This is a genomic window from Sinorhizobium sp., assembly GCF_059070375.1.
In genome coordinates, this window is sequence record NZ_JCACWC010000001.1 from 603582 (window position 1) to 625402 (window position 21821).

Genomic DNA, 21821 nt, shown 5'->3' on the forward strand with positions numbered 1-21821 from the left:
CATCCGCCCGCGACTTGCCGGCGGAATCTTCACGGTTGCCGGGATTGCCGCGTCCGCCGCCAGGCCGCGGGCGTTTCGCCAACGATCTGGCGGAAGACCTTCGTCAGGTGTGCCTGATCGGAAAAGCCGAGCTGCGCGGCGATGCTGGCAACCGGGAGGTCGCTTTCGCCGAGCAGCTTTTTCGAAAGCTCGACTCGCTTTGCAAGTTGCCACTGCAGCGGTGTCTTACTCATTGTCTGCTTGAAGACGTTTGCAAACCAGCTTTCGGACAGGCCAACGACGGCAGCCATATCGGCGACGGACATACGATAATCACCAAGCGCGTCGATATGCGAGATGAGTTTGTTCATCTGTGCCTGCGTCAGCCTGCCGGCAGCCCTTTCCTCTTTCTCGGCAGGAATATCCAGAAGCCCCGCGACGATGCTGCCTACAAGGCTCTCCGCATAGACTGCATGCTTGGAAGGGCTCTTTATTTCGTCGGCCAGCAACTTCGCCAACGCATCGATTGCCGCCACGTTTTGAAGCTCGACCGGACGGCGCAACGCCGTCAGCGCTGCGGAGCTCCCAACCGATGGAGCCAGAAACCGTAACACCCGATCCTTGTGAAGGTGCAGATTGAGGTGGCTGAAGCTATGTGTCTTCAGACTGCCCGTCCACAACGGCACACCGGCAGGAACATACACGGCACGCGCCATCGGGCGCGAATTCCTCGCCAGATCAGTGTCCTGGTTCGAAATGCGAACGTTCGACGAGACGTCGTTGAAGAAAAACATGATGCGCGGATCGTCCGCGAGATAATAGCCACTGGCACCCGGTTGACTTTCCGCCTCCCAAATGACGCTGACCATCCCATCGTATTGGCGCCATTGGACTGGCGCCGTGACCCGAATGCCTTCGGTTTTCCAAGACATGGAATGCCAGAAGCTCATTTGTAGATCAGTTCTTCCTCTTCAAGGCGCCATATGTCGGTGCGAGCACGAAATTGCACTGTCGTTCGGCATCCGCATCGCAGGCGAAGTAAGTGGAGCCGTATTCTCATCTTTTTTGCAAACTGGCAAGCTGGGGGCGTTTGCGGGAGGGCGCGAAACCAGCGCTAAGCTTTTGGCTCAAACCTGCCGAACGACAGAACCTATCACATTGACGAGGATGCGTGCCGCGGTCAGAGCTGAGGTTCCGTCGATATCTGCGGGTGGGTAAAACTCCACGAGATCAAATCCCGAGATCCGTGCGCGCTTGGTAACGCCGCTGATGAGATCGATTACCTGAGTATAGGTTAGCCCTCCCGGCGTTCGCGCGGCCACGCCCGGCATGACGCTGGGATCGATGCTGTCGCAGTCGAGGGTGATGACAACACCCGCACCCTCCGGGATTTGTTGCAGAGCGGCCTCAACACCATGGCTATGCACCTCGCGTGCGGTGACAAAACGGCTGCCATAGCGGCGTGCCGCTTCGATATCGGTCATGCGAGCGCTGCCGACGCTGCGTAGCCCTACTTGCACGATACCGGCGACATGCGCCATCTCACTTGCCCGCCGCATTGGGCTCGAATAGCCATAGCGCTCACCATCCACCTCGTCGCGCCAATCGATGTGGGCATCGATCTGGAGAACCCAAATCGGCCTGTCATCTGCGAAAGCGGCGAGGAACGGAAAGGTCACGGAACAATCCCCGCCCAAGAGGATGGGGACCGCTTGAAGTGCCAAGATCTCACGCGTCTTCGCCTCAATCACAGCCCGGTTGCCGGCATTGTCATGCATGCTGGTAGGGATGTCGTCGGCGTCGACGCATGAGATTGGCCCGCCGTCGAATAGCGGGCCACCGAGGTCGAAATCCCAATGCTCGATCAGCGAGGCATCTTCCTGGCTGGCGGCACGTATGGCGTTAGCAGCTAGAGCGTATCCGCTGCTATCCTTGCCAGGGTACGTGCTTCCATGACCGGCGCCGAAGATCACCACGCGTGGCGTTTGGCCGTCAGAAAGGTGACCGGCGAAGCCGAGAAAGCCATTTGAGACGTTCATTCCTGTGATCCTGTGGCACTGAGGTGGATGCATTTGCGGAGAGCTTCTGCTCCTACGTCAAGCCAAGGACCCGCTTTCCATAATCTCTCAGTTCGCCTCGGGGACGACATATCGATAAAGCGGAACGCGCTCCGTCCCGAGTTCCTTGCACAGATCGGACGCACACTCGCCTCGCCGATCCCTCGCCGCCAGATCGCGCAGATAGCCGCCTGCCGAAACACCGGTCGCGCATGTAGTCGGTGTTCGCGAGGGACGGCGGGACACACGTGGCGCATCCCGCCGATCTAGCTATGCGGAAGCGGGGCCCGCGGACCGCCCAAGGACTTCCTCATCGTTCTGCGGCAACCGACCGTTCGGGGTCATCTTGTCCACCGCGTCCGGGATCGATGTCGAAAGGCGCTTCAGCAGCTCATTGTAGTCCAGGCCCGTCTTCGCGGCCAACTCCTGGAGGGTATCCTTGCCGATCGACGCTTCAACCTGTTCGGCCGAAACGCCCTGAGACGGCTTTTCGGCGCTTACCCAGGAGTCTGCGGCCTCCCGGTTCCCACCGTTCTTGAACGCATCGACAAGTTCTCCCAGGCCTTTGCTGAGCGAACCTTCCTCGGAGCCACCGAACATCTTGCCGAGTTCGCCGAGAATACCGCCGCTGTTCTGAGCGCCCCCCTTCGCGTCCTGAAAGATCTGTCCCAGCTTGTCCCGGTTCTGGTAGCCAGCGACCGCGAGCAGGCCCAATAGCGCCGCGAGCGACGGCATGGTGTTGCGAGATGAGGCCATGTCAGTTCCTTTCTGCTTGGTGAAACCTTAAGCGCGCCGGGCGACGGCACCCCATACGAGCAAAACGATCACGGCGCCGACAATGGCTCCGATGAACCCGGCGCCCTGATTGGCGTTGTACCACCCCAATGCCTGCCCCAGATATGAGGCGACGAATGCCCCTATAATGCCCAGGATTGTCGTCAGGACGAAGCCTTTCGGTTCGTTGTCGCCGGGCACGACGATCTTCGCCACGATGCCGGCGGCAAAGCCAATGATGATGGTCCAGATTATACCCATTCCAGAAATCCCTCGTTTAAGTAGCAAGTCTGCTCATTGCATCGGCGGGTTCGGAGGCTCCCGTCCTTTGGAAACAATTAACGGGGGCATCAGGAAAACACACATAGCGCGGCCCGACAAGCAGCAGCCTTGTGTCTTTTGCCGGCCCGTCAGCTATCCTGGGCCGGTAGGACATCCGGAACGTTCAGGAGGACGCATGGAGAAGCATCGCATCTATTCGGTCAGCCTCGCGAGCGTCTATCCCCACTATATCGCCAAGGCTGAGAAGAAAGGGCGCACGAAGGCAGAGGTCGACCAGATCATCTGCTGGCTGACGGGATATGGCCAACAAGCCCTGGACGATCAGCTGGCGAAGAACACCGACTTCCAGAACTTCTTTGCGCAAGCACCTCGGATGAATCCCTCCCGATCGTTGATTGCCGGGGTGATCTGCGGCGTCCGAGTGGAAGAAATCCAGGATACGACCATGCGGGAAATCCGCTACCTGGACAAACTGATCGATGAACTGGCGAAGGGGAAGGCGATGGAGAAAATCCTGCGGAAATAGTCAGCCCGGTTTCCAGATTATGCAGCAAAAGCGCACTCGCGACCGGCTTTCGCCGCAAATGCCCTCGGGCCGACGACCCGAGGGCACGCAGTTGTCGATCTCACCTCAATCCATTAGGTGTGGGTGATCTTCGTGCCGAGCACGTTCAGGCACTCGCGCATGAAAGCGGCGAGGCCCGTCCACCCCTTCGCCGAGACCATGTTGCCGTCGACATAGGCCCCGGTGGGCTCCACGTCGATGTAGATGCCACCGACAGCCGTCACCTCCGGCTCGCAGGCGCCAAGGCCGGCGACCTTCCGGCCCTTCAGCACGCCAGGCACAGCCATGAGGATCTGCACCCCATGGCAGATCGTGAAGATCGGCTTGCCCGTGTCGTGGAAGTGCCGCACCATGTCCTGAACGCGCTTGTCGGTGCGGATATATTCGGGGCCGCGTCCGCCGGCTGCATAAACAGCGTCATATTCCTCGACCCGCACTTCGGAAAACGTCTTGTTGATGTCGGCGTAGTGGCCGAGCTTCTCCGTGTAGGTCTGGTCGCCCTCGAAGTCGTGCAGCGAGGTTTTGATACGGTCGCCCGCCTTTTTGTCCGGACAGACGACGTGCACCGTGTGGCCGACGGCCTCCATGCCCTTTTGAAAAACGTAGATTTCATACTCTTCGGTGAATTCGCCGGTCAGCATGAGGATCTTCTTGCCGCTCATGTCATATCTCCTGTTGCCTTGGATAGGTTGAGACACGGGATGCGGGTGGAAAACCGCACATTTTTCTCACCCGCTCTCGTGTTTGATCGATGCCCGGCCAGCAGGCCGGGCAACACTCAGAATGGTGAATCGGGGAAGTAGAACTGGTCGGCGTTCTCCGGAGTGATAAGCGGTGCACCGAGCAGGAACGAACCGCGCATCGGCGCCTGACCGGAGAATTGTGCCGCGGTCATATAGATGGCCGACTTGATCATCGACGGCGGATAGGGGGTCGAGACCGGTGTGCGCTCATTGCCTTCCTTCACCATTTCGATGACTTGCTTCATGCCGTTGCCGCCGAGGGCATACTTTATGTCCTTGCGGCCCGCGCGGTCGACGGCCTCGATGACGCCGAGCAACATGTCGTCGTCGTTGGCCCAGACGGCGTCGATCTTCGGGTACTTTGCGAGATAGTCCTGCATGAGCTTGAAGGCTTCGTCCTGGTTCCAGTTGGCGTATTGGATATCGAGGATCTTGATGTTCGTCTTGTTGATGACGTCCGAGAAGCCTTTGATGCGTTCGTCGTCGATCACGGTCGGGATGCCGCGCAAGACGACGATCTCGCCCTCCCCGCCAAGTTTATCGGAAAGCCAGCGCGCCGTATTGGCACCCACGGCGATGTTGTCGCCGGCGACATAGAGGTCCTGGATCGTCGGGTCGGTGAGGCCACGGTCGACCACGGAAATGAAGGTGCCCTTTTCCTTGATCTGCTCGACCGGTCCGGTCAGTTCTTCCGACGTAAACGGCAGAATGACCAGCGCGTCGAGCTTCCGGGTCGCCGACAGGTCTTCAAGCGCGGAGACCTGCGCGGTCGCCGATGACGCGGTCGACAGCACGACGTCTACATTTGGAAAGGCGGCCTCGACCTCCTTCTCAGCCTGCTCTGCATGATAGACGACTCCTCCCGTCCATCCATGCGTTGCGGCCGGAATCGAGACGGCGACAGTCACGTTCCTCTCCTGGGCCTGAGCGCTGCCCAGCGGCAGAGCCAGGACCAGGGTAGCCGTCGATAACAAGAGGCCAGCCTTGCGGATAATAGACTTCATTTTCTCCTCCTTCGAAGTCGGTGCTGTTTTCAGCGGTTGGCAGTAAAGCGGTGCGCCAGCATGGCGACGATGATGATCGCTCCCTGAACGGCGGCGACGAGGTATTCCGAGACCATGTCCGACAGAACCATGACGTTGGCGATCACCTCGAGGATGAGGGCGCCGGCCACCGTGCCGCCAATGCGTCCCCGCCCGCCGCGGAGCAGCGTGCCGCCGATCACGACCGCGGTGATGACCTGCAGCTCCCAGAGCTGTCCGGTCGTTGGCGTTGCCGCGCCGAGGCGGGGCACATAGCAGATCGCAGCGACGGCGACGCAGAAGCCCTGGATCACGTAAGCGACGGTACGCACTCCGGCGACGTTGACGCCTGAAAAGCGCGCGACCTCGACATTGGATCCCGCCGACTTCAAGCGGCGGCCATACTTGGTCTTGTAGAGCAGGAAGGCGCCGGCCACGACGACGACGAAGGTGATGAGCACCGGATAGGGAATGCCGAAGACGCTGCCGAAATAGACCGGACGATAGGCTTCCCGGAGGCTGCGATCGATAGGCAGCGAGCCGCCATCGGTCATGAAGGTGATGAAGGCGCGGAAAATGCCCATCGTGCCCAGCGTCACGATGAAGGGCTCTATTCGCCCGACGGTCACGATAAGCCCGTTGAAGAGGCCGCACAGCGCTCCGACCAGCAGCGCGATGCCCGCTCCCATCGGAATCGCCCAAGGTCCAAATGCCGGGGCGAGTTGGTTCATCGCCATGATCATGATACCGGTGACGAAGGCCATCATCGAACCCACGGACAGGTCGAGCCCGCCGGACGAGATGACGAAGGTCGCCCCGACGGCGATGATCGCGATGAAGGCGCTCCGCGTAATGACGTTGATCAGATTGGCCGACGACACGAAGTTGGAGTTCACCAGCGCCCCGAACAGCACGATCACCGCAAGAGCGATGAAGGGCGCCAGATCGGCCCAGCGGATGCGCGCTCCTTCGTCAGTGGGTGCGAGTGTTGCTGTCGCTGCGGTCATGTTTCTCCTCCCCGACGTCCGCGCGCCCACCGGTCGTGGCGGCGTAGACGACATTTTCCTCATTGATTTCATTGCCGCTCAGCTCAGCGACGATCCTCCCGGCACGCATCACCAGAACGCGGTCGGAAAGACCCACCAGTTCCGGCATTTCCGACGAAATGACGATGCAGGCCTTGCCGGCGCGCACCATCCCGTCGATGAATTCATAGATCTGGCTCTTGTTGCCGATATCGATCCCGCGCGTCGGCTCGTCGATGATGATCACCGAGGGGTCGGCCATCATCACCTTGGCAAGGAGCAGCTTCTGCTGGTTCCCACCCGAAAGCTGGCTGGCTTCGAGGCGTAGCGAGCGAACGCGGATGTCGTAATCGGCCACCGCCTTTCGAAGGCGGGAAAGCTCTCCCCGCTTGTCCAGAAGGACACCCGGATTGATCGTGTCCAGCGCCTGCAGGGTGAGGTTGGGACCGAGCTTCTCCTCCAGGAGCAGGCCTTTGCCCTTGCGGTCCTCGGTGAGGTAAACCAGGCCGGCGTCCATTAAGGTGCCGACGGACCGGCTCCCGATCTGCCGGCCGTTCAGGACAATGCTTTCAACCTCTGACGGACGAAGACCCATCAGGCCCTCGATCAGTTCGGTACGACCCGCCCCGATCATGCCGCCGATACCCAGCACCTCGCCGGGTCTGACGCTAAATGAGACCTTCTGCGAGCCGTGGTCGACGGCAAGGTTGGTGACTGACAGGATCGGAGCCGCAGTCGCGGTTGGCCGCTTATGCGGATAGAGCATTTCCAGCTCCCGCCCGACCATCAGCTCCGCCATTTCACGCTGGCCGAGGCCGGCCGCCGGCCAAGTCCCGATCATGCGGCCGTCCCGAAGCACGGTGACGCGGTCGGCAAGCGCCTGAACCTCATCGAGGCGATGGGAGATGTAGAGCACCGCAACCCCGTGATCGCGCAGGCTGCGAACGATGTCGAGCAGCGCCGCCACTTCGTCGTTTGCGAGAACCGCAGTCGGCTCGTCGAAAATGACGACCTTTCGCTCGTCCAGAAGGGCGCGCGCGATCTGCACGAGCTGGCGCTGGGCGAGCGGCAGCTCACCCACACGGTCGCGCGGCCGGGCCGCTGAACCGACCCGCGCGAGGAGTTCGGCGGCACGACTGTTCATCGCCTTGTCATTGACCAGCAGACCTCGGCCGACCTCGCGACCCAAATACAGGTTTTCCGCAACGGTGAGGTCCGCAGCGAGCAGGATTTCCTGGTGCACGAGTACAATGCCGGCATTTTCCGCCTCCACCGCGTTTCGGAACTCGATCGACTTCCCCTCCAGGAGCAGGTGGCCGGCCGTCGGGGCAACATGGCCGGAAAGGAGCTTCATCAGCGTCGATTTTCCGGCGCCGTTCTCACCGATAATGGCGTGAACCTCTCCAGCATGAACCTCGAGCGTGACGCCCGAAAGGACGGCAATCGGACCGTAGGCTTTGCCAAGACCCTCAGCCGCGAGTGCGGCAACAGCGGGGTTTGGCGGCGCTACCGCATTGGAAGGCAGAGCGGCGTTCATTCGAACGCCGAAAGCAAACGATCGCGCGAGCGTTCGATGTGGACGCGCATGGCATAGTATGCGGCCTGCGGATCGCGCGCCCGGAAGGCAGCCAGCAGGCTCTCATGCTCTTCGAGCGCCTCCTGAGTCACCCGGATGTGGAACATCAGCCGGAAGATGTGCAGATGGACATGCTGGTTCGACAGAGTGCTGCGGATCACGTCGTTTCCGGCGATTTTCAGGATCGCGTCGTGGAACTGCGCATCGGCGCGGGCAAAGCGGGAGTAGCGTGTGTTCCGATCGACCGGCGCCTCGCCGTGGCCCATGTCGGCCGCGGAATTCTCGAGCTGCTGGAGCGCCTCCGGAGTCATGTTGACGGCGGCAAGCCGGGCAGCTTCGGGTTCGACCAGCAGGCGAAAAGCATAGAGGTCTTCGAACTGCTTGCGCGTCCATTGCGGGGCTGCACTATAGCCGATCAGATGCTCTTTGCGAACGAGGCCCTCGCGTTCCAAGCGGCTCAGCGCCTCGCGGATCGGCGTCTGGGATACGCCGAGTTCGCGAGCGAGGACATCGATCGGAATGCGTGCACCAGGCGCAATATCGAGGGACATCAGCCGGTGATAGATGCTGTCATAAACGCCTTCGACCACACTCGTCGGGCGAATACCAGCCCCCCTGCTTGTCCTCTCCGCTGCAACTGCCACTGCCATTCTCCGACTGCTTATTGACATACGACGTTTTGTTGCAAATAACATATCGCATGTCAAATACAATATCGTATATGATCTGATATAGGATTATCGAATGAGGCTGCCGCCCTCCCGTCTGAGGAATCTGAGCGTCGCTCTGCTGGAAAAGCGGGGTGTTCCCGCCGACTCCGCTCGTCTTCAGGCAGATCTCCTCCTGGAGGCCGAGCTGCGCGGATTGCCCTCCCACGGCCTGCAACGCCTGCCATTGCTTCTGACCCGGCTCGATAAAGGGCTCGCGAACCCCACGACGCGCGGAAACGGAATCTGGCGAAGAGACTCATTTCTGAGCGTCGACGGCGAACGGGGCCTGGGCCCGGTCGTGATGATGAACGCCCTGCGCGTCATGCAACGCACCCTTAAGGAGACAGGACTCGCCATTGCCGCGATCCGCAACGCCAATCACCTGGGAATGCTTGCCTATTATGCGGAGGCCGCCGCAAGAGACGGCCTGATCGGCATTGTCATGTCGACCAGCGAAGCGCTCGTGCACCCATTCGGCGGAACGCAAGCCATGGTCGGCACCAATCCGGTCGCGATCGGCATTCCTGCGGGTGACCGCCCTTTCGTGCTGGATCTCGCAACCAGCATCGTTTCCATGGGCAAGATCAACAACCATGCGATGCGCGGTCTAGCGATCCCCGCTGGCTGGGCAGTGGACCGAGACGGTCGCGCCACAACCGATCCGCACGCGGCACAGGCAGGGGCGATCGCGCCGTTCGGCGACGCGAAGGGATATGGTCTGGGCCTTGCGATCGAGCTTCTTGTCGCGGCGCTTGCCGGATCCAATCTGGCGCCTGATGTGCATGGAACGCTCGACGACATTCATCCCGCCAATAAAGGCGACCTTCTCATTCTGATCGATCCCTCGGCAGGCACGGGTAGCACACCGGAACTTGCCGCCTATCTCGACCGCCTGCGCCTATCCCGCCCGCTCGACCCTGCGCAACCAGTCGCCATTCCGGGAGACGGGGCACGAGCACGCCGCGCTGCAGCAGCGGAGACGGGCATCGAACTACCGCGGCCGCTTTTCGACCAACTTACGGCCCTCGAGGTCGCTGAATTCATCGGAGGACATACGGAATGGACCTATTCGGCACACTAAGGGCGCCGCGCGAACTGCTTTTCGGCGCCGGGCAGCGCCATGCCCTTGGCGGCATCGCCGCCAAGCTCGGCCGGCGCGCGCTGATCGTCACCGACACGCGCCTTGCAGTGGATGCCAACCTGCTTACGCTGGTGCGGCGACTGGAGGAGGCAGGGCTTGAGGTGATGGTGGACAGTTCCACCCTGCCGGACGTCCCCGTGGGATCGGCCATCGCGAGCGCTGCAGCCGCCAGGGACTTTGCGCCGGACCTCGTCGTCGGCATCGGTGGCGGGTCCTGTCTCGACATGGCGAAATGCGTCGCCCTCCTCCTTACCCACGGCGGGCGGCCACAGGACTATTATGGCGAACATGCCGTCCCAGGCCCAGTGATGTCATTGATCGCTATTCCCACCACCGCCGGCACCGGCTCGGAGGTGACGCCCGTCGCCGTGCTTTCGGATGCCGAGCGTAGCCTGAAAGTTGGCATTTCAAGCCCGCACCTGATCCCGGCGGTATCGATCTGCGACCCCGAACTCACCCTCTCCTGCCCATCCGGTCTGACTGCGATCGCCGGCGCGGACGCCCTGACGCATGCGATCGAAGCCTTCACGGCGATCCGGCGCGAGCCCGTCCCCGGTATCGCGCAGCAGCGCGTCTTCGTCGGTAAGAACGAGATTTCCGATCACTTTGCCCTTAGCGCCATTACCCTCCTGTGGCAGGGGCTGGAGAGGGCCTGCAAGGACGGCGCCGACGCCGGCGCGCGCGAAAAGGTGATGCTCGGCGCAACGCTCGCCGGTCTTGCTTTCGGGGTGGCGGGCACTGCCGCGGCCCACGCCATCCAGTACCCCGTCGGCGCGCTCACCCATACGGCGCATGGCCTCGGGGTCGCCTGTCTCATGCCCTATGTCATGACCTGGAATGCGCCGCTCATCCGCGACGAACTCGCGCAGATCGCGCATGCGGCCGGGCTCGGCGGACCGGATGAAGTGATCCCTGCCCTCGTTTCGCTCTTCGAACGCATCGGCATTCCCGCCACGCTGCGGGACCTCGGCCTCGAGGAAGACCGGATCGACTGGGTGGCGGAACAAAGCTCAGGTATCGCACGCCTCATCCAGAACAATCCCCGCCCCCTGAACCCGCACGAGATGCGCAACCTCGTCGCCGCCGCCCATTGCGGCGACCGCTCGCGCCTCAACTGAGTCGAAAGGACCCTCCATGACCTTCCATGCCAAGTTTTCCGGCTACGCCGATCCCGCCCTGCATGCCGCGGGGCTCTACATCGGCGGCAAATGGCAAAGCGGCAGCGGAATAACCGTTCTCGACCCTTCGACCGGTAATCTGCTGGCCGAGGTCGCCGACGCCTCCATCGAGGACGCACAGCGCGCAGTTGATGCCGCGCATGCCGCTGCCGCAGGGTGGCGTGCCACTCCAGCTCGCCAGCGCTCGGAAATCCTCAGACGCTGGTATCAGCTGATGACACAGCACGCCGAGGAGCTTGCAACTCTCATCGCACTGGAAAACGGCAAGGCCCTGGTCGACGCACGCGGCGAAGTCGCTTATGCCGCCGAATTCTTCCGCTGGTACGCTGAAGAGGCGACCCGCATTCCGGGCGAATTCCGGCGCACTCCCTCCGGGTCGCACAATATCCTCGTTGACCATGAGCCGATCGGCATTGCCGTCCTGATCACGCCCTGGAATTTCCCTGCCGCTATGGCGACGCGCAAGATCGGGCCCGCCCTTGCCGCCGGCTGCACGGTGATCCTGAAACCTGCCTCGGAGACGCCGTTGACGGCCTACGCCATGGCCAGACTCGGCGAAGAGGCGGGCGTTCCGCCTGGCGTCGTCAACGTGCTGACCACAAGCAATCCAGGCGGAATAACGAATGCGATGCTCGCCGATTCGCGGGTTCGTAAGCTTTCATTCACCGGCTCGACCGGCGTTGGCCGCGTTCTGCTTGCCGAAGCCGCCAAGTCGGTCGTCAGCTGCTCGATGGAGCTCGGCGGCAACGCGCCCTTCATCGTGTTCGACGACGCGGACCTCGAAGCGGCACTCGACGGTGCGATGATCGCCAAGATGCGAAACGCTGGAGAAGCCTGCACTGCCGCCAATCGTTTCTATGTCCAGGCGGGCATCCATGATGCGTTTGTCGCCGGCCTCACGGCGCGGATGATGTCACTGAAGATCGGTCCCGGATACGATCCCGAGACGCAATGTGGACCGATGATCACGCAAAACGCCGTCCGCAAGATCGACCGGCTCGTCTCAGAGGCACTCGCCGCGGGTGCGCGGGCAACGACCGGCGGCAAACCGCTTACGGAAAACGGGTACTTCTATCCGCCGACGGTACTCGAAAACGTCCCCGTAAACGCGTCGATCGCACGTGAGGAAATCTTCGGACCGGTCGCGCCTGTCTACAAGTTCGAAAGCGACGACGAGGCGATCCGCCTCGCAAACAATACCGAGTATGGCCTCGCCGCGTACATCTACAGCCGCGATCTCAAACGTGCGATGACGGTCGGAAAGCACATCGAAACCGGCATGCTCGGCATCAACAGGGGCCTGATGTCAGACCCCGCCGCTCCCTTCGGCGGCGTTAAACAGAGCGGCCTTGGCCGCGAAGGCGGCGTGACCGGCATTCTGGAATTCATGGAGCCGAAATATTATGCAGTTGATTATTGATCGGCGGGGCAGACGATGACAGCACAGGACTTTTACCGCATTCGCGACTTCGTGCCCGATTTCGACGCCATCGCCGCAGAGTTCGCCGAACGCAGCCGGGCCTTATCGGCGCGCGCCGATGTGAGGGCAGACATACCGTACGGCGCCGGCGCCCGCGAGGTCGTCGATGTCATCTTGCCGGAGCGCCTACAGGCCGGCGCGCCCCTGCATGTGTTCGTTCACGGCGGATATTGGCGCTCCGGCGAAAAGATCAACTATCGTTTCGTCGTTGCACCGGTTCTTGCGGCGGGCGGCATTGCGGCCCTGGTCGAATACAACCTGATGCCTCGCAGCCGCTTGGACGTGCTAGTGGATCAGGTTCGGCGATCGGTGCTCTGGCTTCAGGCCCACGCAAGCGATTTCGGCGCGGATCCTGCGCGACTGACCGTCAGCGGTCATTCGGCAGGCGCGCATCTTGCTTCCTTCCTCGCAGCAACCGGGCCCGAGGAAGCCTATCCGCCCTCCCTGCCGACACTTCAAGGCTTGCTGCTTCTAAGCGGAATCTACGACCTGTCGGGCATACCGGACAGCTTCCTTCGACACGAAGCGGAAATGACACCGATGGAAGCTGCCGCATGGTCCCCTCTCACCAGCTCGCAGCTCCCCTGCCCGACGCGCGTCATCGCCTATGGCGCGGACGAGACGACGCCATTCCACAGTCAGGCGGCCGGGCTATGTGAGCTGCTGCGTGCGCAGGACGAAAGTGCCGAACTGCTCCCGGTTCCTGATCTCAACCACATGAGCGTCGTGCTCGATCTTGCCGATACCGACGGCATACTCGGCCGGCAGCTTCACGATTTGGTGGCCAGACCAACCCGGTGAATCCGGAAAAGCGCCTTGGGGCGAAATGCTCGCCGCGAGCGCCGAAGAAGTTCGGCGCTGGTGCGTTGGTCCATGTCGGCCGCATTGAAGGGATGCGAACCGCGGACCACATCAAAAACTACGCCGCAGCATAATATTATACACTCGTATAACAAATCTCTTGCCTGACGGAAGGTTCTCGATATCTTGCGGCCACCCCAACCGCGGCGCTCCGGCGCGGCCGGCCGCAGCTCCCTTCAGGATCCAAGGAAATGTCCCGAGACACCCGCTTCGATATTCTCTTCGAACCCGTCAAGATCGGCCCGGTCACAGCGCACAACCGCTTCTATCAGGTGCCCCACTGTTCCGGCATGGGCTACCGCTACCCCAATGCGGAAGCCCAGCTGCGCGGCACGAAGGCGGAAGGCGGTTGGGCGGTCGTCTCCACCCAGGAGGCGGAAATCCATCCGACATCGGACCTGACGCCAGCCAACGAAGCTCGTCTTTGGGACGACGGCGATCTGCCGGCCCTTTCCGCCGTCACGGAACGTATCCACGCCCATGGCAGCCTCGCGGCCATCCAGCTCGTGCACAACGGCCTTCACGTCGCCAACCGTTTCAGCCGGATGATCCCGCTCGCTCCCTCGCACGCCGTCAGCGACAGCCTCGATCCCGTCCAGGCGCGCGCAATGGACAAGGCCGACATCAGCGACATGCGCCGCTGGTATCGCAATGCCGCGCTTCGCGCCAAAAAGGCCGGCTTCGACATCGTCTATCTCTATGCCGGCCACGACATGAGCGTGTTGCAGCACTTCCTGTCCCGCCGCCATAACGATCGCAGCGACGAATATGGCGGCTCCTTCGAAAACCGGCTCCGCCTGTTCCGAGAGATTCTCGATGATGTGCGCGAGGCGATCGGTGACACCTGTGCGCTCGCGGTGCGCCTTGCCGTCGACGAACTGATGGGCCCCTCCGGGATCACCTGCGAGGGCGAGGGGAAAGACATCATTTCGGCGCTCGGCGAACTTCCGGACCTTTGGGACGTCAATCTCTCCGACTGGTCGAACGATAGCCAGACGGCTCGTTTCTCCGAGGAAGGCTACCAGGAGCCCTATATCCGCTTCGTCAAATCCGTCACCACCAAGCCGGTGGTCGGCGTCGGCCGTTATACGTCGCCGGACAGCATGGTGCGGGTTATCAGGCAGGGTATTTTGGACTTCATCGGGGCCGCGCGCCCGTCGATCGCCGATCCCTTCCTCCCGAAGAAGATCGAGGAAGGGCGCATCGATGACATCCGCGAATGCATCGGCTGCAACATCTGCACCTCCGGCGACAATACCAACGTTCCGATGCGCTGCACGCAGAACCCGACGGTTGGCGAGGAATGGCGCAAGGGCTGGCATCCGGAGACCATCGCGTTGTCCGAAACTCCCGAACCCGCCCTCATCATCGGCGGCGGACCTGCGGGCCTGGAAGCAGCACGGGCGCTTGCCCAGCGCGGCGTCGATGTCATGCTGGCGGAGGGCGGCGGCGAATGGGGCGGTCGCGTTGTGCGCGAATGTCGCTTACCCGGTCTTGCGACCTGGGGCCGCGTGCGCGACTGGCGCGTCGGCCAACTCAGCACCCGCGTCAATGCCGAGCTTTACCTGCACAGTCCGCTTTCGGCTGCCGACATATTGCAATACGGCATCCCCCATGTGGCGATCGCGACCGGAGCGAGCTGGCGCACCGACGGCGTTGGCCGCACCCACCGGGTGCCGCTCGATTTTCTTTCGAAAGGCATCCTCGTCTCTCCCGACGCAATTCTCTCCGGGGGCGCCGAGGCGGTGCCCGCCGACGGCCCCGTCATCGTCTTCGACGACGACTGCTTCTACATGGGCAGCGTGCTCGCCGAACTGCTCGCCAGGAGGGGACGCACGGTCACCTTCATAACCCCGGAATGCCAGGTTTCGCCCTGGAGCAGGAACACGCTGGAGCAGGCACGTATCCAGAAGCGCCTCATCGATCTCGGCGTCGAGATCGTCACGGCCATGACCCTCGCCGGTCGGACGAAAGACCAGCTGGAACTATCCTGCGTCTACAGCGGCAGGACCCGTCCGGTCGATTGCGCCACTCTCGTCCCGGTCACCGCCCGCCTGCCGGACGAAACGCTGTGGCTGGAACTCAAAGCACGCGAAGACGAGTGGGCCGATGCCGGCATCAAGACCGTCACCCGCCTCGGCGACTGCCTCGCGCCAGGCCTGATCGCCGCCGCCGTCTATTCCGGCCATCAATATGCCCGGACCTATCAGGAACAGGTCGACAAGGATCGGGTGCCATTCATGCGGGAAGACATTGCAAGGCTTTACGGTCTTCGCACGGCGTAGGATGGTCCAGGGCGGCCGCCCCCACCGAATGGGTTTGGCACGCTCGACCGCGATGCTCGATTATCTTCGCGCTCGGTATCTGTCGAACGCCGTCAGCCGCTGCGTCGGAGGATCTGCCTCGTCCCAGCGATAGATCTCCTTCCGAAGGAAGCCGAGTTCAGCCTCGAGCTCATCCTCGGCGACCTCTGTCCACCATGATTTTGGGCGGCCGTCGCTGCCGTCAGACCAGCGGTACCCGCGAGCCTTCAGCACGTCCTTCAGGTCGAACGGCGCATTCTCCGCGAAAATCCTGACCCGTGAACGCTGGCTCGCTTTGTAGAGTTCGGCAAACGGCGGCAGCTTGGCACCCTCCGCAGACTGCTCAAGCACCTCGAGGAGAGCGAAGCAGTCATCCACAGCCCGATGCCCGTCATGGAAATGTCCGCTCTGACCGATCAGATAGCCGAGCTTCGTGCCTTCGAAACCTCGGCCACTCCAATCGATTTCGGAGACCGAGCATGCCCAGGCCTTGCGGACAAACACATCCGAAAGCGCCTCGCAAAACGGCCGATCGAAGCCGGCATTGTGGGCAATGATGAGATCCGCAGGCCCAACGATCGCTTGGACTGCAGCAATATCGATCGACTGGCCGGCGACCATGTCATCGGTAATACCCGTCAGCCGGGTGATCTCGGGCGGAATGGCGATGGTCGGCTGCTGCAAACCGCCATAAACAGCGACCACATCGCCGATCTCACCCTCTGCGTTGTAGGTGAATGCGACCAGCCCGATCTCGATGACCTCGCATCTGCGGGCATCGAGGCCGGTTGTCTCGGTGTCGAGGATGACGCCCCTCAGGGGAAAGCCGGGTCTCACATCGGACACGACCGTGCGGGCTTCAAGCTTTCGCAATATCCTGTAGCGACCCGTCGCCTTCAACGCGGCAAGCATCTCGGTTTCGGAAAGGGAGGTCGATGCCTGCCGCCGGGCCCGGCTTCGCTCGGTTCTCGCGGCTGCTGGTCGCACATCTCGGGCAAACATGTCGAGCTGAGAGGTCATCCGGTCCCCATCGTTAAGGTTCTCCAACTCTAAAGCGCCGGTTGCCCTGTGAACACCTCCCCCATGCTCATACCCACCGATAATGCGATGGAGCACCCCACATGCGCTCAGCGCGTCGGCAAAAAATCATGCCGGGAAGGCCGTTTTTGCCTGCGTGTCCTGCTGCGGCCACCGCTGCAGTGCTTCCCGTCCGGCCTCCGTCAGGCCATAGACGCCTCTGTCGAGCCGTTCAAACCAGCCATAGACATTCGAAAGCAGTATCTTCCCGGCATCCGGCACGCCGGATCTGATTTCACGCACGCGCAGCGGGCCTGATTCCAGCGCCAGCGCACAGCCGAGCGCCTGCTGGCGGTACGCGGTCATGACAGGCGCGCGCGTGCTCCCACCTATTGCTGGATCGCCGCGCCGCCTCTGGTGTTCGCGCATGAGCTTCGAACGCCGTTTCGGATTGGTTCGCGGCATCGGCGATACGGAGCCGACGATCACGCTGACGTCGCCGGCATCGGAAATGCCGAGCATGCCGACCCCGAGCCTGCGACAGAGATCACGGTAGCGTTTGTCGGCCTCGCGCCCTTTTCCCTTGGCCGAGACCCGAGCCGCGATCCAGACCTCGTCCGCGACAGCGGCGCGATCGACGGCCTGCAGTATGAGTTCCAGATTGAAGCGCAGCTTCAGTTCGCAGATCACGACCACGGGCGGATCGTCGTCGCTCAGGCCGACGAGATCGCAGCCGTCAACCTCGCCCTTGACGACGTAACCTGCCTTTTCGAGAAAGCCTTTGACGGGGAGATAAAGCGACGTTTCCATATGCCTGCAGGTTGAAGCGAAGAATCGCTCTGTAAGCTATATCGATCCGCCCCTACCGGACAATCATCCTAATCGGATAAAACCCGCGGCCGGGCGGCCGCGGGTTCCCGGAAGCATAGAGAAAGGCCACGCTCGGTGACGCAGCCTGTTCTTTTGTTTACTTGCGGATCTCTTCCAGCTTGGCGAGAATGGCGTCTACCACGTCGGCGCCGATCTCAGCCTTGTGCTTTTCATAGACGACCATGGACTTCTCGCGGATGCGAGCCTGTTCTTCAGCAGACAGGGTGTTCACTTCGAGACCAGCTTCCTTGATCTTCTCCAGCGACTTCTTGTTGAGCTCCTGGATGACCTTGCGCTCCTCATCCCGGCCTACGACTGCGCATTCACGCAGTGCTGCCTGCTCTTCCGGCGTATAGCTGTCGAAGATCGGCTTCGAGAACAGGAAGAGGAAGGGCGTGTAAGCGTGGTTCGTCTCGGTCACGTACTTCTGCACTTCGAAGAACTTCGACGTATCGATCGTCACATAGGGGTTTTCCTGCGCATCGATCGCCTTGGTTTCGAGCGCCGAGAAGACTTCGCCGAAAGCCATCGGAGTGGCGTTGGCGCCCAGGTTCTGGAAGGTGTCGAGGAAGATGTTGTTCTGCATCACGCGAACCTTCATCCCTTCGAAGTCTTCCCACTTGGTGACCGGACGAACCGAGTTGGACAGGTTACGGAAGCCGTTTTCCCAGTAGGCGAGATTGACCAGACCGGCCGCTTCCAGCTTCTCGTTCATCATGTCGCCGAAATCGCCATCGAGCACCGTGTAGGCTTCCTGAGCGTTGCCGAAGAGGAACGGCAGATCGAATACGCCGAGTGCCGGTATGATGCCGACGAGCGGCGAGGAAGAGGTGACGACGGCCTCCTGCACGCCGGAGCGCAGGGCCTGCGTCGCCTGAAGGTCGCCGCCGAGCGCGCCGCCCCAGAAAGCGGTGAGCTTCAGCTTGCCACCGGATTTCTGATCGAGACAGGCCTGCATCGCCTTGATGCCGTTACCGACCGGATGGTCTTCGTTGATGCCGTTCGACACCCGGATGTTGCGGTCGTTGAACTCGGCGAAAGCCGGCGCCGCGGCCGAAAGACCGAAAGCGATGGCAGTCGTGGCAAGAAGCAGTTTTCTCACGGGGGTATCCTCCCTTGGATTGTTGGTGAGGGGTTGCGGGTTAAAGCCCTTCTAATGGAGCCAGCGTGCGGGCACGATGACGATGTCCGGGAACAGGACCAGAAGGAAAAGCACGAGTATCTGAGCGATCAGAAATGGCGTCACGCCGACAATTACCTTGCCGAGCGGAACCCGGCCGACGCCGCTGACGACGTTCAATACGACGCCGACAGGTGGGGTCAGCAGCCCTATGCAGGTATTCATGATGAACAGGACACCGAAGTAGACAGGATCAATTCCGGCCTGCTTGATGATCGGCATGAGCACCGGCGTCAGGATCAGGATCGTGGGCGTAAGGTCGAGTGCGGTGCCCACCACCAATACGACCAGCATGATGACGAACATCAGAAGCGTCGGGCGGTCGATCAGCGGAGAGATGAAGCCGGTGATTTCCGCTGGTATGTTCGCTGCAGTGATCAGCCACGAAGAAACGAGCGCGGCGCAAACGAGGAACATGATCACAGCGGTGGTCTTCGCCGCCTGGAGTATGACACCCGGCAGGTCACGCGGCTTGAGTTCCCGATAAATGAACATGCCGACAAAGAGGGCGTAGACTGCGGCGACCACAGCAGCTTCGGTTGGCGTCACGACGCCGGCCTTGATGCCGCCGAGGATGATGACCGGCATGCCAAGAGCCCAAAGCGCCCGCCCGGTGGCGCGGAGCCGCTCTTTCATCGGCGTGCGTGGAAGCGGCTGGATATCATCCTTCCGCACGACCAGCAGCCACGTGGCGACAAGCGCGATACCCATGATGAGACCGGGCACGATGCCTGCCATGAAGAGCTGCGTAATAGAGACGTTCGCCGCCACTCCGAACACGATGAAGGCCATGGATGGGGGGATGACGGGGGCAATGACACCACCTGCAGCGATCAGGCCCGCGGACCGGGGAACGTTGTAGCCGGCCTTCGCCATCATCGGAATCAGGATTGCCGCAAGTGCCGCAGTGTCGGCTGCCGCCGAACCCGAGATACTTGCCATGATCACGGCCGCCATGATGGCAACGATGCCGAGACCGCCGCGTATATGACCGACACAGGCGATTGCGAAATCGATGATGCGACGCGACAATCCCCCGGCGTTCATCAATTCACCGGCGAGAATGAAGAACGGGATGGCGAGGAGCGTGAAGGTATCCGCACCCGCGATCATGTTTTGAGCGATGATCTGGGTGTTGAACATGCCCATGTACCACATGAGCACGACGCCGCAGAACATCAGCGAGAAGGCAACCGGCACGCCGATTGCCATGGCGCCGAGCAACGAAACGATGAAGACGACAAGGGTCATTAAGTGCGCTCCGCCAGCTGCTCGAGAGACATGTTTTCACCGGCGAAGGCGGCGATTTCTTCTTCCGTGACGCGCCCCGTCAGCAGGCGGAAAAGGCGCTCGAGCGCGATCAAGACCACGCCCGCTCCGGTGAAATATCCGATTCCGTAGACCCACAGCATCGAGATGCCGGTAACGGGTGCGGCCATCGAGGCATTGATCGGCGATTGCTTCCAGGTACCCCAGAAGAAGATCGCCGACACGGCGATGACGACGATATTGGAGAGGATCATGCAGATGATGCGGCCCTTGCGGCCGAACAGCGAGACCAAGGTCTCGACCCCGACATGCGAATTTTCACGGAAGGTGACAACCGCGCCGATGAAGGTGAGCCACACAAAGAAATACCGTGACATCTCGTCCGAGACGTTGATGCCGGAGTTGAAGCCGTAGCGCAGCACGACGTTCAGGAACACCATCACCGCCATGCCTGCGAGCAGCACGATCAAAAGCAGCTCGAGCAGTTTATAGAACGTATCGATCGCTTTTTGCATCTAGCCCTCCCGTTTCGCCTGCAAGAGCCCGCGTTCGGCCAGGTTCTTCATCAGAGCGCCCAGGCCGAAGCTCCATTTCGGGCAGCGGTCGCTATGATCGACCCAATTTACGAGGCGTCCGAGGCGCGGCGTCGAGATCTCGACCCGGTCTCCGATTTCATGGGTGAAACCGAGCCCGGCGCCCCGACGATCCTTCACTGGCGCAAACATCGTTCCGAGGAAGAAGACCACGCCATCCGGATACTGGTGGTTGTCGTTGAGAAGTTGCGAAACGAGGTCTTCCGGGCTGCGGCTGATGGCCGACATCGGGCTGACGCCGGTCATCTTGAAACCCTCTTTGCCTTCGACGAGAAGCGAGACTTCCGCCTGTTTCACGTCCTCGATCGTGAAAGCACCGTCGAAGAGCCGGATGAAGGGGCCGATCGAGCAGGACGCATTATTGTCCTTCGCCTTGCTGAGAAGCAGTGCGGAGCGGCCTTCGAAGTCCCGAAGATTGACGTCGTTGCCGAGCGTCGCACCGACGATCCTGCCCTTCGACGTGACGGCAAGCACCACCTCCGGCTCCGGATTGTTCCAGTCGGATTTGGGGTGGATACCGATATAAGCACCACAACCGACCGAAGACATGGGCTGCGCCTTGGTGAAGATTTCAGCATCGGGACCGATACCCACTTCGAGGTACTGCGACCAAAGACCGAGCTCCTGGAGCAGTTTCTTGACCTCGGCGGCCTTGTCGGAGCCGGCTACGAGGCCTTTGAGATTGTCGCCGAGGACGGGGGCCAGCCGGCCGCGAATTTCCTGCGCGCGCAGCGGATCGCCCTTGGCCTGCTCCTCGATCACCCGCTCCAGCATGCTGTCCGCAAAGGTGACGCCGGCCGCCTTGACGGCCTGCAGATCGGCAGGCGCCAGAAGATCGCCCGCCTCGCCACGGAGGAATGCATCGAGAGAGCCGAGGCTGGCAAAGCGCGACGGGTCGCGCAGCGCGTCGACAAGACCGTCGATCTCAAGAAGCTCGGAAATCGATGCTGCGAGTGGGGTCAGGTCGAAAACCTCTCCATCCGAGATCAGGACCGGGCAAGGTCCGCCGGCGGTTTTGGACCAGACGCGCCCGACGAGCATCGCGCCGGATGCGTCCGCAGGCTGGATTGATTCGGCGCTCAGTGCCTGTTCGAAACTCACGAGAAATCCTCCGCTCATCTCGTACCTCGAAGGTACGGGTCTCCTATTGTCAGGATGTCTGACAACGGGATGACCTGCTTCTAGTATGACTTTTT

At 61.6% G+C, this 21821-nt stretch carries 21 protein-coding genes; 6 read left to right on the forward strand and 15 right to left on the reverse strand.

The features are described from left to right. Nucleotides 1–29: 29 nt before the first annotated feature. The 4 genes from AC5J09_RS02950 to AC5J09_RS02965 all read right to left on the reverse strand — a co-directional run bounded on the left by AC5J09_RS02950 (nucleotide 30) and on the right by AC5J09_RS02965 (nucleotide 3071). Nucleotides 30–929: a helix-turn-helix domain-containing protein gene (locus tag AC5J09_RS02950; protein WP_494296844.1), complete on the reverse strand. Its 900-nt coding sequence runs from the start codon at nucleotides 927–929 to the stop codon at nucleotides 30–32. A 177-nt stretch (nucleotides 930–1106) separates the two neighbouring features. Further along, complete coding sequence (locus tag AC5J09_RS02955; protein WP_494296845.1) at nucleotides 1107–2018, reverse strand: agmatinase; 912 nt, start codon at nucleotides 2016–2018, stop codon at nucleotides 1107–1109. A 288-nt stretch (nucleotides 2019–2306) separates the two neighbouring features. After that, nucleotides 2307–2792 carry a YidB family protein gene (locus AC5J09_RS02960; protein WP_437405389.1) on the reverse strand — a complete coding sequence of 162 codons (486 nt, stop codon included), beginning with the start codon at nucleotides 2790–2792 and terminating at the stop codon, nucleotides 2307–2309. A gap of 27 nt (nucleotides 2793–2819) precedes the next feature. Beyond that, nucleotides 2820–3071, reverse strand: coding sequence for a GlsB/YeaQ/YmgE family stress response membrane protein (locus AC5J09_RS02965; RefSeq protein WP_494296846.1), 252 nt, complete (start codon nucleotides 3069–3071; stop codon nucleotides 2820–2822). Between the two features lie 196 nt (nucleotides 3072–3267). Here AC5J09_RS02965 and AC5J09_RS02970 point away from each other — a divergent pair, with 196 nt between their 5' ends. Further along, nucleotides 3268–3618, forward strand: coding sequence for a DUF2200 domain-containing protein (locus tag AC5J09_RS02970; RefSeq protein ID WP_494296847.1), 351 nt, complete (start codon nucleotides 3268–3270; stop codon nucleotides 3616–3618). 113 nt (nucleotides 3619–3731) lie between these two features. On the opposite strand, the gene AC5J09_RS02975 is transcribed toward AC5J09_RS02970, so the two are convergent. From AC5J09_RS02975 to AC5J09_RS02995, 5 genes are all read right to left on the reverse strand, one after another. After that, nucleotides 3732–4319: a DJ-1/PfpI family protein gene (locus tag AC5J09_RS02975; RefSeq protein WP_018096406.1), complete on the reverse strand. Its 588-nt coding sequence runs from the start codon at nucleotides 4317–4319 to the stop codon at nucleotides 3732–3734. Between the two features lie 116 nt (nucleotides 4320–4435). Continuing rightward, on the reverse strand, nucleotides 4436–5404 hold the full coding sequence (locus AC5J09_RS02980) for a substrate-binding domain-containing protein (RefSeq protein WP_100673494.1): 969 nt from the start codon (nucleotides 5402–5404) through the stop codon (nucleotides 4436–4438). Nucleotides 5405–5433: 29 nt separating this feature from the next. Then, nucleotides 5434–6429 (reverse strand): ABC transporter permease, encoded by a 996-nt coding sequence (locus AC5J09_RS02985; protein WP_324764699.1) that lies wholly within the window; start codon nucleotides 6427–6429, stop codon nucleotides 5434–5436. Continuing rightward, nucleotides 6395–7984, reverse strand: a complete 1590-nt coding sequence (locus tag AC5J09_RS02990; RefSeq protein WP_494296849.1) for a sugar ABC transporter ATP-binding protein — start codon at nucleotides 7982–7984, stop codon at nucleotides 6395–6397. Before AC5J09_RS02990 ends, AC5J09_RS02985 begins: the two co-directional genes overlap by 35 nt. Then, complete coding sequence (locus tag AC5J09_RS02995; RefSeq protein WP_494296850.1) at nucleotides 7981–8673, reverse strand: GntR family transcriptional regulator; 693 nt, start codon at nucleotides 8671–8673, stop codon at nucleotides 7981–7983. Before AC5J09_RS02995 ends, AC5J09_RS02990 begins: the two co-directional genes overlap by 4 nt. A 94-nt stretch (nucleotides 8674–8767) precedes the next feature. Between AC5J09_RS02995 and AC5J09_RS03000 the strand changes: the two genes are divergently transcribed. The 5 genes from AC5J09_RS03000 to AC5J09_RS03020 all read left to right on the forward strand — a co-directional run bounded on the left by AC5J09_RS03000 (nucleotide 8768) and on the right by AC5J09_RS03020 (nucleotide 15678). After that, nucleotides 8768–9814 carry an Ldh family oxidoreductase gene (locus tag AC5J09_RS03000; protein ID WP_494296851.1) on the forward strand — a complete coding sequence of 349 codons (1047 nt, stop codon included), beginning with the start codon at nucleotides 8768–8770 and terminating at the stop codon, nucleotides 9812–9814. Further along, complete coding sequence (locus AC5J09_RS03005) at nucleotides 9793–10992, forward strand: iron-containing alcohol dehydrogenase (RefSeq protein ID WP_494296853.1); 1200 nt, start codon at nucleotides 9793–9795, stop codon at nucleotides 10990–10992. Before AC5J09_RS03000 ends, AC5J09_RS03005 begins: the two co-directional genes overlap by 22 nt. A gap of 16 nt (nucleotides 10993–11008) precedes the next feature. After that, on the forward strand, nucleotides 11009–12472 hold the full coding sequence (locus AC5J09_RS03010) for an NAD-dependent succinate-semialdehyde dehydrogenase (protein WP_275598208.1): 1464 nt from the start codon (nucleotides 11009–11011) through the stop codon (nucleotides 12470–12472). A gap of 15 nt (nucleotides 12473–12487) precedes the next feature. Next, nucleotides 12488–13333 carry an alpha/beta hydrolase gene (locus tag AC5J09_RS03015; RefSeq protein ID WP_338279802.1) on the forward strand — a complete coding sequence of 282 codons (846 nt, stop codon included), beginning with the start codon at nucleotides 12488–12490 and terminating at the stop codon, nucleotides 13331–13333. A gap of 251 nt (nucleotides 13334–13584) precedes the next feature. Further along, nucleotides 13585–15678 carry an oxidoreductase gene (locus AC5J09_RS03020; RefSeq protein WP_494296855.1) on the forward strand — a complete coding sequence of 698 codons (2094 nt, stop codon included), beginning with the start codon at nucleotides 13585–13587 and terminating at the stop codon, nucleotides 15676–15678. Between the two features lie 60 nt (nucleotides 15679–15738). On the opposite strand, the gene AC5J09_RS03025 is transcribed toward AC5J09_RS03020, so the two are convergent. The 6 genes from AC5J09_RS03025 to AC5J09_RS03050 all read right to left on the reverse strand — a co-directional run bounded on the left by AC5J09_RS03025 (nucleotide 15739) and on the right by AC5J09_RS03050 (nucleotide 21744). Next, nucleotides 15739–16716: a 3'-5' exonuclease gene (locus tag AC5J09_RS03025; protein ID WP_379937623.1), complete on the reverse strand. Its 978-nt coding sequence runs from the start codon at nucleotides 16714–16716 to the stop codon at nucleotides 15739–15741. 126 nt (nucleotides 16717–16842) lie between these two features. After that, nucleotides 16843–17523: a DUF2161 domain-containing phosphodiesterase gene (locus AC5J09_RS03030; protein ID WP_494296856.1), complete on the reverse strand. Its 681-nt coding sequence runs from the start codon at nucleotides 17521–17523 to the stop codon at nucleotides 16843–16845. 157 nt (nucleotides 17524–17680) lie between these two features. Next, nucleotides 17681–18685, reverse strand: a complete 1005-nt coding sequence (locus AC5J09_RS03035) for a TRAP transporter substrate-binding protein (protein WP_100673505.1) — start codon at nucleotides 18683–18685, stop codon at nucleotides 17681–17683. A 51-nt stretch (nucleotides 18686–18736) separates the two neighbouring features. Next, nucleotides 18737–20014, reverse strand: coding sequence for a TRAP transporter large permease (locus AC5J09_RS03040; RefSeq protein ID WP_275598203.1), 1278 nt, complete (start codon nucleotides 20012–20014; stop codon nucleotides 18737–18739). Next, a complete protein-coding gene (locus AC5J09_RS03045; RefSeq protein ID WP_018096421.1) occupies nucleotides 20014–20547 on the reverse strand; it encodes a TRAP transporter small permease in 534 nt (177 codons plus the stop codon). The genes AC5J09_RS03040 and AC5J09_RS03045 overlap by 1 nt, the downstream gene beginning before the upstream one ends. After that, the gene (locus AC5J09_RS03050) at nucleotides 20548–21744 is read right to left on the reverse strand and encodes a fumarylacetoacetate hydrolase family protein (RefSeq protein WP_494296857.1); all 1197 of its coding nucleotides are present in this window, start codon (nucleotides 21742–21744) and stop codon (nucleotides 20548–20550) included. Nucleotides 21745–21821 lie beyond the last annotated feature (77 nt).